The 14,118-nt window shown below is 47.0% G+C and carries 12 protein-coding genes; 8 read left to right on the top strand and 4 right to left on the bottom strand.

What is annotated here, in order from left to right:
• Positions 1-4: 4 nt before the first annotated feature.
• From MKX80_RS01875 to MKX80_RS01865, 3 genes are all read right to left on the bottom strand, one after another.
• Positions 5-1,792: a glycosyl hydrolase family 18 protein gene (locus tag MKX80_RS01875; protein WP_234113131.1), complete on the bottom strand. Its 1,788-nt coding sequence runs from the start codon at positions 1,790-1,792 to the stop codon at positions 5-7.
• Between the two features lie 404 nt (positions 1,793-2,196).
• The gene (chbG, locus tag MKX80_RS01870; protein WP_154998062.1) at positions 2,197-2,931 is read right to left on the bottom strand and encodes a chitin disaccharide deacetylase; all 735 of its coding nucleotides are present in this window, start codon (positions 2,929-2,931) and stop codon (positions 2,197-2,199) included.
• Between the two features lie 4 nt (positions 2,932-2,935).
• Positions 2,936-3,664, bottom strand: coding sequence for a GntR family transcriptional regulator (locus MKX80_RS01865; RefSeq protein ID WP_154998060.1), 729 nt, complete (start codon positions 3,662-3,664; stop codon positions 2,936-2,938).
• 162 nt (positions 3,665-3,826) lie between these two features.
• Here MKX80_RS01865 and MKX80_RS01860 point away from each other — a divergent pair, with 162 nt between their 5' ends.
• From MKX80_RS01860 to MKX80_RS01835, 6 genes are all read left to right on the top strand, one after another.
• Positions 3,827-5,161 (top strand): 6-phospho-beta-glucosidase, encoded by a 1,335-nt coding sequence (locus tag MKX80_RS01860; RefSeq protein WP_268342930.1) that lies wholly within the window; start codon positions 3,827-3,829, stop codon positions 5,159-5,161.
• The gene (gene celB, locus MKX80_RS01855; protein WP_154998056.1) at positions 5,148-6,434 is read left to right on the top strand and encodes a PTS cellobiose transporter subunit IIC; all 1,287 of its coding nucleotides are present in this window, start codon (positions 5,148-5,150) and stop codon (positions 6,432-6,434) included. Before MKX80_RS01860 ends, celB begins: the two co-directional genes overlap by 14 nt.
• Positions 6,435-6,450: 16 nt before the next feature.
• Positions 6,451-6,783, top strand: coding sequence for a PTS lactose/cellobiose transporter subunit IIA (locus tag MKX80_RS01850; RefSeq protein WP_154998054.1), 333 nt, complete (start codon positions 6,451-6,453; stop codon positions 6,781-6,783).
• Positions 6,780-7,082, top strand: coding sequence for a PTS sugar transporter subunit IIB (locus tag MKX80_RS01845; RefSeq protein ID WP_154998052.1), 303 nt, complete (start codon positions 6,780-6,782; stop codon positions 7,080-7,082). Before MKX80_RS01850 ends, MKX80_RS01845 begins: the two co-directional genes overlap by 4 nt.
• Positions 7,083-7,204: 122 nt before the next feature.
• Positions 7,205-8,617: a glycolate oxidase subunit GlcD gene (gene glcD, locus MKX80_RS01840; RefSeq protein WP_216930708.1), complete on the top strand. Its 1,413-nt coding sequence runs from the start codon at positions 7,205-7,207 to the stop codon at positions 8,615-8,617.
• Positions 8,614-9,936: a (Fe-S)-binding protein gene (locus tag MKX80_RS01835; RefSeq protein ID WP_268342931.1), complete on the top strand. Its 1,323-nt coding sequence runs from the start codon at positions 8,614-8,616 to the stop codon at positions 9,934-9,936. Before glcD ends, MKX80_RS01835 begins: the two co-directional genes overlap by 4 nt.
• Positions 9,937-9,995: 59 nt before the next feature.
• On the opposite strand, the gene MKX80_RS01830 is transcribed toward MKX80_RS01835, so the two are convergent.
• Entirely contained in the window at positions 9,996-11,711 is a 1,716-nt protein-coding gene (locus MKX80_RS01830) for a serine hydrolase (protein ID WP_268342932.1), read from the bottom strand.
• A gap of 170 nt (positions 11,712-11,881) precedes the next feature.
• Here MKX80_RS01830 and MKX80_RS01825 point away from each other — a divergent pair, with 170 nt between their 5' ends.
• Both MKX80_RS01825 and pepF read left to right on the top strand, forming a co-directional pair.
• Positions 11,882-12,151, top strand: a complete 270-nt coding sequence (locus tag MKX80_RS01825; protein ID WP_017474015.1) for a GlsB/YeaQ/YmgE family stress response membrane protein — start codon at positions 11,882-11,884, stop codon at positions 12,149-12,151.
• A 112-nt stretch (positions 12,152-12,263) separates the two neighbouring features.
• Complete coding sequence (gene pepF / locus MKX80_RS01820) at positions 12,264-14,099, top strand: oligoendopeptidase F (protein WP_268342933.1); 1,836 nt, start codon at positions 12,264-12,266, stop codon at positions 14,097-14,099.
• Positions 14,100-14,118 lie beyond the last annotated feature (19 nt).

Genomic DNA, 14,118 nt, shown 5'->3' with positions numbered 1-14,118 from the left:
TCTCTTATTCGCAGCCTCCGATCAGCCGCCATACGCCCCATTCACCGGATTGATCCGGCCGGTCGCCTTTCGTCCACCATTTCGCTTCATACACTTTTCCGTTAAATGCAACCCGCTCTCCGCCTGTGTATGCGTTCGTCTCTTTCCATTCGTCATATGAACATGCTTGGTCAGAATTTGTCGTGACCTCTACCGTTGGTCCGGTATGGAGCTCTCCATTCGAATCCTTTGCTGAAACTGTAAATGAGTAGGCCGTACCCGGCTTCAAGCCGCCGATCTCCGCTGATGTTTCTTTTACAGATATCGACCGGTTTTCAAATTTCACGACATATTCCACAATGTTTGCTCCGCTGCTTGGCGCATCCCACGCCAGGCTGACACTTGTAGCAGTTTTTCCGGTTACACGCACATTCGCAGGTGCCGATGAAGGCGGCTCAGGATTGCCTCCATCCGGTGCAAAATCTAAATCGGCTGCCAATTTATTGAGAAGCGTCCGATTGGAATCGCCGCTGAAATCCCAGAACATCGCTCCGCTTAATCCGTTTGCTTTAATAAAATCCGTTTTGTGGCCGAATGATTGTTCATCATCATAAGTAATGAAATTGCCATTTTCCGGATTATACAAAAACGGCACTTTCGCTTGATCGTTCCAATACCTTTTATAGCCGTTTTGATTCACATAGTTCTTTTCAAGATCTGAATAATCGAATACTCCCTTTTCCCATGTCCCTTCTTTAGCCGGTCCGCACTTCTGATATTCTCCGTGTCCGCCGGATTCACAACCGCTCCAGCCTCTTCCGTAGAACGGTGTTCCAAGCACTAATTTGTCGGCCTTGACACCGGCTTCCTTATAGCGTTTCACAGTGTTTTCAATGTTGTAGGTCTCAGCGTTTGGGACGCCTGCTTCTTTCGCTTTTGAATCATAGAACAGCGGTGCATTATGGGCGCTTATGTTTTGCCATCCCCCATTAAAGTCATAGGTCATAATGTTAATCCAATCCACAGTTTGAGCAATTTTATCGAGCTCAGTGTTGCTTACATAATCGGGACTTGCGCCGGATGCGATCGTCAGCAAGTATTCCTTGCCGTCTTTTGCTTCTGCAGCGTCGAGTTTTTTGCGCACCTCTTGCAAGAGCAGCGTGTAATTTCTTTTATCTTCCGGACGTGTGCTGTTCCCCGGCAATCCTCCGCTGACCGGATATTCCCAGTCAAGATCGACCCCGTCAAACCCGTATTTCCTTAAAAACTCAACGGCCGAAGCGGCGAAATTCTCCCTTGCCGCAGGATCTGCCGCGACATCTGAAAAGCGGTTAGACCAAGTCCACCCGCCGACCGATATGAACGTTTTCAAATGAGGGTGGCTCTTTTTCAGCTTCAACAATTGTTTAAAGTTGCCGCGGATCGGTTCATCCCAGACATCCCCAGGATTTGACTTTTGTGCATCAATCCAAGGATCGCCCATCACGATTGTTCCATTTGGCGCGTCGATCACTCCGTTTTCATCCTGACATGACCACGTTTGAGGATTGGGGCCTGTCGGATCAGGGTTCCCATGCCTTCCCTCCCAGCAAATATCAGCAAAAGCATAATTAATGTGGCTGACTTTCGAAACGTCCATATCCCAAACTTGAAAATCCCTTCCATAAGCACCCCATGATGGATAGTAGCCGATGATTTTATAGTTTTTTCCGGAATCGGCTTTTGCAACTTCCCCATTCACAAATGACAGGCTCAGCAACATAACAAAAATGAAAGAAAAAACGAAAAACTTTTTGCTTTTGTTGATCAACACGATTTTCATCTCCTTTTCATGCAATTTTTTTGGCAAGCCATGAAACTAGAACTCTCTTTTTCCTCACCGCCTTTTTTGCTGGTTTTATATTTTTCCTTGTCATCTAATAGCTGCAGATACGCTGAAGCTAACAAGGGAAAACGCTTACAAAAGTGAGATTGACATCGTGATTTCAGAAAGAGCTGGTTGTACAGAGAGTGAAACAAGTATAGATGTCTATACATTTGTGTATAAAAGAAGACTTTTTAGTGGTGAAGGGCTCACAAAATTTGTAATGACAAATCTATATTAATCAGAATTTTCTGAACTGTCAACATAAAGAAATTGATGAAACCCGCCGCTTTCTATCCCATTTCAAGTCTTATTTGCAGGCGAAAAGCCACGGAATAGAAGCGGCGCCTCTTTCATAGACAGGCGTAAGACGTAAGGCGAATATCCGGACATTGTTGCAAAGCCGCTTTGAGAGAAGGTTCCGTCAGTAGTGAAAGTTCATATGCCCGAGGATAATGGAAGGACGATTTCTCAAGCAGACATTTATCGACGTAAGCCGGATGGCACATCACTTCAATCACTGCTGCGTCTTGATAGTCATTAAAGAAGCTCGATAGATCCTTCAATCGGTCGACTTTCAGCTCAAAAGCATCGTTCGATCTTACACCCTTCCATAGTGAAGGCTGGTCATGATTGACCTTTCTGCAAGGCAGGTCATACTCTTTTGCAAGCTCTACATACACCTCAGGGAGATTTCCGTATGTATGAATATGATGATGGCTGTCGATATGTGTCGGATTTAAACCGCAGGACAAGGCCTTCTCTATTTGCGCTTTCCACTCTCGATATACTTCCTCAAGGTCAATGTCGAAGAAACCCTGGTAGTTCAAAAGCTTGCGAAAATTCCCTTCCTCATCTGTTATCGTACACAGTCCGCCAAGAATCGGACGCCCGGCCGTCAATGTCAAGTGGACGCCGACTCCGAGTTCACGATTTTGCCGTGCGAGTTCAACGGCATGCTCCGCTTCTTGCATATTGACCATAAGCGTAGTCGATGTGAGCACTCCGTGCTGGAAAGCTTCAATGATTCCAAGGTTGACTCCCCTTGAAAATCCAAAATCATCCGCATTTATGATTAGAGATTTCACCCTTTCATTTCCCCCTTTGTCCATAATCACGTTCAATGAAGAACTCAACACGGTCACCGCGAAAATAGGCCATAGAATACTCGACGACTTCTTCAGACGCCAAAAATGTTTGCGTCGATATCTGGAAGCAAGGTGTGCCTTGTGTAATATTTAAATGTTGTGCGATCTCCTCATCAGAAATCACAATTTTGATTTGTTCTTCTGTTCTTTTAATGTTGTTTCCTTGCCTGCTGATGCACTGGTAAAGTGAGATATTCGCCATTTCTTCCGTTACTTCGGGGACAAGATCCGCTCTGATATAGGCGGTTTCAAACTGGATTTCTTCATCGTCTGCATAACGGATTCTTTTTACTTGATAGACCATTTGTTCAGCATCGATTCCGAGGCGGGTTTGGATTTTTTCAGACGGCTTTATTTTTTGCAAATCAACAACTTTGATTTTCGGTTTAAAGCCTTGAGCATTCAATTGTTCTGCATAGCGGAGGCTGCTGGAGCTTAAGATCTGCTTTACTTTTCCTTTGGCGACAAATGTCCCTTTTCCCTGCTTTCGGTAAATAGCCCCTTCCATAAGCAAATGATTCAATGCGGTCCGCAGCGTCGTCCGGCTGACATCATACATTTTGCAAAACTCGGACTCCGTCGGCAACAGGCTGCCCGGCGGATAATAACCGCTTTCAATCTTATCTACAATATCTTGTTTAATTTGACTGTGGAGCTGTGGTTGTTTCGCCATACATTTTCTCCTTTGGGGTGAGTTCGTAATTATAGAATAACACAAAAAGTTTCCCAAAAAAACAATTTGTTATAACAAATATGTATGGACAAATTTGTTGTAACATGTTAAGTTTCAATTGTGTTAAGCGCTTTCATAAAAAGAGAGTTAAGGAGGGGGATTATGGCGCTGAAAGTAGTTGTTATAGGCGGAGGATCCAGCTACACACCAGAAATCATTGAAGGCATCATCAAACGGCATCATCAATTTCCGGTGAATGAGATTGTACTTGTTGATATCGAGGAGGGCAAAGAAAAACTTCGCATCGTCTCAGAGCTTGCGAAGCGAATGATCAGACATGCGGGGATACCCATCGAACTGAGCCATACAATAGATCGGGCAAAAGCATTGAAAGGCGCCGATTTCGTCACGGTTCAAATCAGAGTCGGCGGACTGAAGGCGAGAGCTTTAGACGAAAAAATTCCGCTCAGCCACGGTCTGATCGGCCAGGAAACAAACGGGGCGGGCGGCATGTTTAAAGCTTTGCGCACCATTCCCTTTATGCTGGATATCGCCCGCGATATCAAAGAGATTTGTCCAGAAGCATGGCTGATTAACTTTACCAATCCGGCCGGCATCGTGACGGAAGCTTTGCTGAAGCACGGACCTCATCAAAAGGTCGTCGGGGTATGCAATATTCCTTACAACATGAAAAATAGCATCGCAGAAATATTCGCCGTGGATGTGAGCCGCGTCATGATTGAATTCGCGGGCCTCAACCATTTTGTTTTTGGAAAAAGAGTATGGATCGACGGGATCGACCGGACGGAAGAGACGATTGAGCATCTGTTAAATAATCATTTCGGCTACTCGCCTTCCAATATTGCGGCGCTGCCGTGGAATCGCCAATTTTTGCGGTCGTTACGCATGCTTCCGAGCCCGTATCATCAGTACTATTATCAACATGAAGATGCGCTCGCGAAAGATATCGAAGCGTACAATAACAAAGGGACGCGCGCAGAAACCGTCATGGAAGTGGAGCGGCAGCTGTTTGAGAAATACAAAGACGCCGAGATCCATGAGAAACCTAAAGAACTGGAAGGCCGCGGCGGGGCTTACTATAGTGAATCAGCCTGCTCATTAATGAACTCGCTTTATCATCATTCAATGGATGTTCAGACCGTGAACACACTGAATAAAGGAAGCATACCAGACCTTCCCGATGATGCGGTGATCGAAGTCAACAGTGTCATTACAAAAAGCGGACCGATTCCTCTGACCGTCGGAAAACTGCCCGATGCCATCAGCGGGCCGATCATCCTGATGAAAAAATTTGAACAATTAGTGATTGAAGCTGCGGTCACCGGCGATTACAATACGGCATACTCAGCGATGATTACCAATCCATTGGTATCTTCTGATCACAAAGCTCAAAAGGTACTGGATGAAATGCTCGAGGCTCATAAACGTTATCTCCCGCAATTTTTTGAGGAGGTCCGTGCTCATGAAACAAAATAAAATGATGGCATTCATCGAATCAAACATCATGCCGATCGCCGGAAGGATCGGTTCCCAAAGGCACCTGATTGCAATACGCGACGGATTCATCGCCATTATGCCTCTTATCATCATCGGTTCCCTCGCCATCCTGGTCAATAATTTTCCAATACCGGCGTTTCAAAATTTTATGACCGGTCTTTTCGGTGAGGGATGGACGGCTGTCGGCGGAGCGATATGGAATGGCTCTTTTGCTCTGTTGAGCCTTTTAGCCGTTGCGGCAGTCAGCTTCAAGCTGGCCGAGTCATATCACACAGATGGTCTGTCTGCCGCATTAATCGGGATTGGCGCATTCGCTGTGCTTACGCCGACCACTGAAGACTTTGGCTTCTCAATGACTTGGCTGGGAGCCCAAGGCCTGTTCGTCGGCTTAATCGTGGCTTTGCTGTCAACAGAAGTCTTCCGGCTGTTTTCCCAAAATGAGAAATTGAAAATCAAAATGCCTGAAGGGGTGCCTGACGGCGTCACAAAATCCTTGAATGCTCTATTGCCGGCTGCCGTCATCTTATCCACTGCCGGGCTATGTAATGCTCTGATCGTTCACTTTTCGGGGCAAAGCATCCATGAGCTTGTTTTCAGCACGATTCAAGAGCCTCTTCAAGGCCTTTCCAACACGGTTGGGTCAGCCTTGATTTTTACTTTCTTGAATCATTTACTCTGGTTCTTTGGATTGCATGGAACAAACATCCTGGGCCCGATCATGGAATCCGTCTACCTCCCGCTCATTCAGGAAAATCAACACTTATTCTCGCAAGGAATGAGCGCTTTTGATGTGCCGTATATTGTGACAAAGCCTTTCTTCGATTCTTACGTATTTATGGGGGGATCTGGAACAACATTGGCACTGCTTGCCGGCATTTTAATTGCCGTAAAATCGAAGCACTACAAAACGATAGGAAAGGTATCTCTTGCACCCGGCCTTTTTAATATCAATGAACCCGTTCTGTTCGGCCTTCCTATTGTATTAAATCCGATCATGTTCATTCCGTTTATCTTGATTCCATTAATTTTGACGATTACGTCATATATCGCTTTGGCTTCCGGTCTCGTCCCGAAAACTGTGGCGATCCTTCCGTGGACGACGCCGCCGATTGTCAGCGGATATCTCGTCACCGGGGGATCAGTCCGGGGGGTCTTTTTGCAAATCTTCAACCTGGTGCTGGCCACCCTGCTCTACCTCCCGTTTATAAAAGCGGCAGAACGTTCCGCCTTGCACCAGACAGAAAACGAATAAATAAGGAGTGAATGTTATGGCAGATACACTTCAATTGGAACAGGTCTCATTTGAAATCATCCTTCACGCCGGAAATGCGCGTTCTTCTGCAATGGAAGCGTTACAGCTTGTGAAACATCACGAATGGGAAACCGGGTATCAAAAGATACAAGAAGCAGAGTCGGAGCTGAGCCAAGCGCATCAGGCACAAACCCGCCTCCTGCAAAAAGAAGCACAAGGGGAAGGCCTTTCACCCAATCTATTATTAATCCATGCGCAGGACCATTTAATGACAGCCATGACTGTAAAAGATTTGGCGAAAGAAATGATTCATTTATATCAAGAGCTTGGGAAAGGAAGAGGAGAATGAAGATCGCACTTGTATGTTCAGCCGGAATGTCTACGAGTATATTGGTGAAAAAAATGAGGGAAGAAGCGAAAAGCCGTTCATTGAAGGCCGAAATTAATGCGTATGCGGAGGCAGATTTGCCCAGCCATCTGGAGGAAATTGATGTGATACTGATTGGTCCGCAGGTCCGGTATTTAAAAGGGCAAATGACAGAGCGTGCCGAGCCGTATCATACGCCCGTGGCCGTCATTGACCAAATGGCCTATGGAATGATGGACGGAGCAAAAGTGCTGAATCAAGCAATCAGTCTTGCAACCTGATCCTCCTGCAAAGAACCGCGTTTTCTTTGAAAACGGGTTCTTTTTTATATTTGAAGTTTAAAAGAATGATTTTTTGAAAGCGTTTGTTTTTGTATAATAATTGGTAAAGGATGTGATCATACATGATTTCCTCACAAGTGAGATCCCAGCTGATTGAGATTGTCAGCTCTGCCAATTATGACGATTCGAACGCCGGACGGCTCGTCTATTCCTATGATGCGACACCCCAGTTTCAATCAATGCCTGACGCGGTCATTGCCCCGCGCAGCAAAGAAGAAGTATCGCAAATCGTGAAAATCTGCAACACGCACCGCATTCCGATTGTGCCGAGAGGTTCAGGTACTAACCTTTGTGCCGGCACATGCCCGACTGAAGGGGGAATTGTCCTCCTGTTTAAGCACATGAATCAAATTTTAGAAATCGATGAAGAAAATTTAACGATAACCGTTCAGCCTGGCGTGATCACGCTTGATTTAATTCACGCCGCTGAAGAAAAGGGATTATTTTATCCGCCCGATCCGAGCTCAATGAAGATCTCGACAATCGGCGGAAATATCAACGAAAACTCAGGCGGCCTCCGCGGCTTGAAATACGGAGTGACCCGCGATTATGTCATGGCGCTGGAAATCGTTCTTGCAAACGGGGACATCATCCGCACCGGCGGCAAGCTGGCCAAAGATGTTGCCGGCTATGATTTGACGCGCCTGTTCGTCGGTTCTGAAGGAACGCTCGGCATCATCACTGAAGCAACATTAAAACTCATCCCGGCACCCGAAACAAAAAAAACCGTCCTCGCTCTCTATCAAGATATCGACTCTGCAGCCCAAACTGTTTCAAATATTATCGCACACAAAATCATTCCGACGACACTCGAATTTCTTGATCAACCCACGATTCAGGTGATCGAAGACTTTGCGAAAATCGGCCTTCCCGTCCATGCCAAAGCGGTTCTCCTGATCGAACAGGACGGCACCGAAGAAGCAGTTCGCCGTGACATTGCCGTGATTGAAGAGATATGCAAAAAAGGAAATGCTGTGTCCGTTCAAACTGCGCAAACAGAATCTGAAGCAGAAAACCTTCGGGAGGCCCGCCGCACCGCACTTTCGGCTTTAGCCCGTTTAAAGCCGACGACCATTCTGGAGGATGCCACGGTACCGCGCTCTGAAATTGCCGAAATGGTAAAGGCGATTAATACGATCGCCGAAAAGCACCAAATATCGATTTGTACATTCGGGCACGCAGGCGACGGCAACCTTCATCCGACATGTACGACAGATGTCAGAAACAGTGAAGAAATGAAACGGGTCGAACAGGCTTTTGAAGACATCTTTAAAAAAGCGGTTGAACTGGGAGGAACAATCACCGGAGAACACGGGGTCGGCGAAATGAAAGCCCCCTATTTGGAACTGAAGCTGGGCAAAGCGGGAATCGCCGCCATGAAGGCGGTAAAACAGGCATTGGATCCAAACAACATCATGAATCCCGGGAAGATATTTGCGAAAGACTTCCGCAAGCGGGTGGTGGTGACAAGATGACGACAGCTAACGAAAGAAAGGTCATTGAACAGCAATTTAAACAAAGAATGGATGAAGAAGAGCTGCTGAATTGCATGCGCTGCGGCTTCTGTCTGCCGTCATGCCCCACCTATATCGAATCCGGTTTTCAAGAAAGCCATTCGCCGCGCGGACGCATCGCGCTCATGAAAGCGGTCGTCGACGGGACGATCGAACCTGATGAGGATGTCGAACGGTCACTGGAGCTTTGCCTCGGCTGCCGCGCGTGTGAACCTGTATGTCCGTCAGGCGTAAACTACGGGCGCTTGCTTGAAGAAGCGAGGGATATTATTCAGCAGAACAAAAAGCACGCCTTCCCGGTTAAAGTGCTTCGCCGTGCAGTATTCAAAGGGCTTTTCCCCCACCAAAACAGAATCAGGGCGCTGACCGGAATGCTCGGCGTTTATCAGCGTTCCGGCATGCAAAACGTGATTCGCAAATCGGGCTTGCTTCGGCTTTTGCCGGACCATCTCGCGAAAATGGAGGCGGTTTTGCCGAAAGTTCCCGATATGAAGCAGCTGAAAAAACGGCCGCACCTGCTTCCTGCGATCGGGGAGAGAAAAAAACGGGCCGCCTTTTTCTCAGGCTGCCTCATGGATACGTTGTTTTTAGATACGAATACGGCAACCATCGAGCTGTTGCGGCTGGCCGGCTGCGAGATCATCATTCCCGAACAGCAGACCTGCTGCGGCGCCCTCCACGGACACAGCGGCGAAAAGTCTGAGGCCATCCTGCTCGCAAAGCGAAATATTCAGGCATTCGAGGATTCAAACGCGGACTTTATTGTGACAAATGCAGGCGGATGCGGAGCATTTTTAAAGGAATATGATCATCTCCTGAAAGATGACTCTGAATGGCGGGTACGGGCAGCATCTTTCACACGGAAACTGAAAGACTTTTCTTCCGTCCTGTTGGAACTGAACTTTGAACAGCAATCCCTTGAACTGCCGCAGCAAATCGTCACCTACCAAGATTCGTGCCATTTGCGAAATGTCATGAAAACCTCTGCTGAGCCGAGACACCTTATTCGCAGCATCAAGGGCATTGAATTCAAGGAAATGAAAAATGCCGAAAGCTGCTGTGGATCAGCCGGCATTTATAACATTGTCGAATCCGAAATGTCGATGAAAATTCTCGATACTAAAATGGAAGCAGCAGCAGCGACCCGGGCTGCTACAATCGTTACAGCTAATCCCGGATGTCTGCTGCAAATGAAGCTCGGCATTGAACGAGCAGGTCTTACAGACCAAGTGAGAGCCGTTCATCTGGCGGATTTATTACTGGAAGCCGTCAAGGAGTGAATAGGCCGGCTCACACGTGTATATTTCTTGGGAAATAAATCGAAATATGTCCTTTGCTGCTATTTCCGGACAGCAGGAAATTCTCCATTCGGCTGGATGAAGCGCAAACCTGTTACATGTCCGGAATCGCCGGCTTCGAATCGGACGCTGAAACCCGGCAGATTTTTGATTTGAAATGTCAACTCACGGTAAGGCTCAAGTTCGTAATCAGGCTGACCGGGCAATGAAACCCAGAGAGTCCGGTTGTTTCTGAGAGACACAACGACATTTGTTCCGTCTTCCAATGCATATTCCCCTGTTAAAGAAGCAAGAAATTCAGGATCGTACAATTGCTGATCCGGCTTCCTGACAAATTCGATTTCTCCAGCGCCTTCCGCCATTTCAAACGGTACGGAAAGGCGGCTGATATGTCCGTGTATATCAGTGCCAAAGGATGCGAGCATCGCCATCTCCGTGAGCGGCATTTTCATCTCGAATATATTGTAATGATAATGCTTCAAAGGCATAACAAACGAATTGAAGAGCGCCTGTAACATACCGTCTTTCAGCTCTATTTTGATTTCTCCGTAGCCGGGGTGCTCGTATACACCTGTGTAGTCCTTCAGGGCATGAGAAGGATTCGTTCCTTCAATTTTGGTAAGATCCGCAGTTCGATCCACCCCTAAAGCGGCTTTCATTATTTTTTCCGCCTCACCTTTCAGCCGGCCGTTCCAGTCGATCTCTTCCAATCCAAGCAAGCGGTCAAAAATATTGTACGCCAGAACATTTGGAAGAAAGCTGCCGTTCATATTTGTTAAAATGACAATCCCGATTTTTTCATAAGGCATGAAAGCGACAAGCGATGAAAAACCGTCAATATTTCCGCCATGATGAATCATATGGCGACCCCGGTACGGTTCAACAAACCAGCCGAGCCCATAGCTGCAGACCGGAAGTTCCTTCGCTTTAATAATAGAGTCGCAGGAAATGCAAGGCGTATGCAGTTCATGAAGGCTTCCCTCTGATAAAATCCCGCTGAATTTGTCGCTGCCAAGCTGAAGCAGCACCCAATTTGCCATATCCACAGCATTGGAATTAATCGATCCAGCCGGCCCGATCACATCGATATTGCGAAAAGGAATTTTTTCAACCGTTCCGTTTTTCTCTTGATATGGAAAGGCAAAATCGGAAAGCTTTTGCATATCTTCGACCGAAAAGCTGCTGGATGTCATATGCAAAGGTTTGAAAAGCCGCTCATGAATAAGATCCTCCCATGTCGTCCCCGCTATTCTTCCCGCAAGATAACCGGCCGTCATATACATCAGATTCTGATACTGCCATTTTGATCGAAAATCCTGATTCGGCTCAAGGTAGCGGATCCGTCTGAAAAGCTCCTCCCTTGAGAAGGAAGAATTGTACCACATCATTTCGTGTCTTGGGAGGCCCGAACGATGGCACGCCAGATCACGGGGAGTCATCCGTTCAGTTGCCACCGGATCATGCATCTTAAACTCCGGGAGATATTCCCTTACCGGCTTGTCCCATTCCATTTTCCCTTCATCAGCCAAAACCGCCATCGCCGCCGTTGTAAATGCCTTGGAGGCGGAACCGATCGCAAATACCGTTTCCGGGTTCACCTTTAATTTCCGCTCTTTATCCCTGAATCCAAACCCTTCCGCCATGATGATCTCGTCTTCCTTAATGACTGCAACTGCGGCTCCGGGAACGTTCCACTCTTTCATTTTTTCCGAGGCAAATGCCCGAAAACCTTTTAATTCCTTTAAGGGCTGTCTCATCTTACTCTCCTCTCTTGATCTAAGAGTCTTATGCCTGTTCATGGTGTCCGTATTCCATACGTTTGTTCGCCTGAATGGTTTCATTTAGAAAAAAATTTGTATATTTATTCATGAATTCCAAAAGATAGGTATAAGGCTGAAAATGTCTAAAAAACAAGGAGGATTGTTCAATGTTTGGATTTATTTGGTCATTGATCATCGGCGGAATTTTAGGCTGGCTGGCCGGCCTCATTATCAGACGTGATGTACCCGGAGGAATCATTGGAAATATTATTGCGGGATTTATCGGTTCATGGCTCGGCTCCATGATTTTGGGACGCTGGGGTCCGATGATCGGCGGATTTAATATCATACCGGCCTTGATCGGGGCGATCATTTTGATCTTCATCGTCAGCCTCGTCATGAGAAGCATGGGCGGACGAAACCGCAATGCTCAATAAGCGGACGATTTGCGACGGTTTCTTCAGAAGCCGTCGTTTTTTATTTCATTCTGCTGCCGTCTTTTATATAATTAATTAGAAACACGAAATATTTTCAAGGGGAGGCTGTACATTGGAAAAAGTGGCAGAAAAAAGACCGAAGCGCTCTGAGGTGCCGCAGGAACTGACTTGGAATCTTACTGATTTATTTTATTCTTATGAAGCTTGGGAAGACGCACTTGTAAAAATTGAGGAAGATCTCATATCCATCGGCTCTTTTAAAGGAAGGCTTCACGAAGGAGCTGACGTGTTGCTCGATTGTTTAATCCTGCAGGAGAAACTACTAGAGCGTCTAGTCCGGGCCGCCGCCTATACTCACCTCAGAAAGTCCGAAGATTTGACAAACCCCGTCAACCAAGCTGACGCTTCAAGGATGGCCGCGCTGCGAGCAAAACTAAACGCCGGGCTTTCATTTATCCAATCGGAAATTCTCGAATTCCCTGAAAATCAAGTGGAGACGTACATAAAAAGCGAGAAAGGACTGGAGCCTTTCAGCAAAATGCTGATGGAGATAATAGAGCGCAAGCCGTATAAACTTGCTCCCGAAACAGAGAAAGCGTTAGCCGTTTTAGGCGAAGTACATGATGCACCGTACAAAATTTTCGGGATGGCGAAGCTTGCGGATATGCAATTTTCTTCGATTCAGGATCGGAACGGCAATGAGCTGGCTAATTCGTTCGCGTTATATGAAGGAAAATACATGTTCTCTCCTGATACGCATATTCGCAGAACCGCATTTGATTCCTTTACAAATACCCTGCAAACATACAAAAACACCATCGCCGCCATCTATGAAACAGAAGTCAAAAAACAGGTCAGTATGTCAAGGCTGCGCGGATATGAATCCGTCACCCATATGCTTCTTCAGCCGCAAAGCGTCACGCTCGAAATGTACCACAACCAGCTTGATGTGATTAAAAACGAACTTGCACCTCATATGCGCAAGTATGCCGCCTTGAAAAAACGCGTATTAGACCTTGACGAGATGCGCTTCTGCGATTTGCAGGCTCCGCTCGATCACGACTTCAGTCCAAAGACGACTTTCGAACAGGCCGGCCGCATGATCTTGGACGCTTTACAAGTGATGGGAACGGAGTACGCGGAAGTCATGAAGACCGCCTTGACTGAGCGGTGGATTGATCTCGCTGACAATATCGGCAAATCTACGGGCGCGTTTTGTTCAAGCCCGTACGGGGTGCATCCTTTCATTTTGATGACATGGACGGATACGATGCGGGATGCCTTTACACTTGCCCATGAACTCGGTCATGCCGGCCATTTCTACTTCGCAAACCGCAAACAGCGCATCATGAACGTCAGACCGTCCCTATATTTCATTGAAGCGCCTTCTACAATGAACGAAATGCTTCTCGCCCAGCATTTGTTTTCCAAAACAAATGACCCGAAAATGAAGCGCTGGGTCATCAACCAGCTGATGGGCACGTATTACCATAATTTCGTCACCCATCTGCTTGAAGGGGAATATCAGCGGAGAGTCTACGAACTTGCCGAACAGGGGTGTGCACTTACCGCCTCCGTACTGTCTGAACAAACCACCGCCGTACTGTCCGAATTCTGGGGCAGCGGAGTAAAGCTTGATGAAGGAGCAGGTTTAACATGGATGCGACAGCCACACTATTACATGGGGTTATATCCTTACACCTATTCAGCCGGGCTGACAGCATCGACGATCGTCTCGCAGCAGATCAAAGAAGAAGGACGCCCTGCCGTCGACAGATGGCTGAACGTTTTAAAAGCAGGCGGTACAATGAAGCCGCTGGACCTGTTGAAACACGCCGGTGTTGACATGTCGACGGATCAACCGGTCCGCCAGGCTGTGGCGTATGTCGGAACATTGGTTGACGAGCTTGAAAAACTGTACGATACAAAAGAAGACCGGCCTGATTAACAGCCGGTCTTCTTTTATG

Source organism: Bacillus sp. FSL K6-0972 (assembly GCF_037976035.1).
Lineage (GTDB): Bacteria > Bacillota > Bacilli > Bacillales > Bacillaceae > Bacillus > Bacillus haynesii.
This window is presented reverse-complemented; position numbering and strand designations above follow the sequence as displayed.

Coding starts and splice junctions, on each gene's coding strand:
- celB (WP_154998056.1), top strand. CDS start 5,148: ATGAAACAAAATAAAATGATGGCATTCATCGAATCAAACATCATGCCG.
- glcD (WP_216930708.1), top strand. CDS start 7,205: ATGATTTCCTCACAAGTGAGATCCCAGCTGATTGAGATTGTCAGCTCT.
- MKX80_RS01830 (WP_268342932.1), bottom strand. CDS start 11,711: ATGAGACAGCCCTTAAAGGAATTAAAAGGTTTTCGGGCATTTGCCTCG.
- MKX80_RS01845 (WP_154998052.1), top strand. CDS start 6,780: ATGAAGATCGCACTTGTATGTTCAGCCGGAATGTCTACGAGTATATTG.
- MKX80_RS01860 (WP_268342930.1), top strand. CDS start 3,827: ATGGCGCTGAAAGTAGTTGTTATAGGCGGAGGATCCAGCTACACACCA.
- MKX80_RS01835 (WP_268342931.1), top strand. CDS start 8,614: ATGACGACAGCTAACGAAAGAAAGGTCATTGAACAGCAATTTAAACAA.
- MKX80_RS01850 (WP_154998054.1), top strand. CDS start 6,451: ATGGCAGATACACTTCAATTGGAACAGGTCTCATTTGAAATCATCCTT.
- MKX80_RS01865 (WP_154998060.1), bottom strand. CDS start 3,664: ATGGCGAAACAACCACAGCTCCACAGTCAAATTAAACAAGATATTGTA.
- MKX80_RS01825 (WP_017474015.1), top strand. CDS start 11,882: ATGTTTGGATTTATTTGGTCATTGATCATCGGCGGAATTTTAGGCTGG.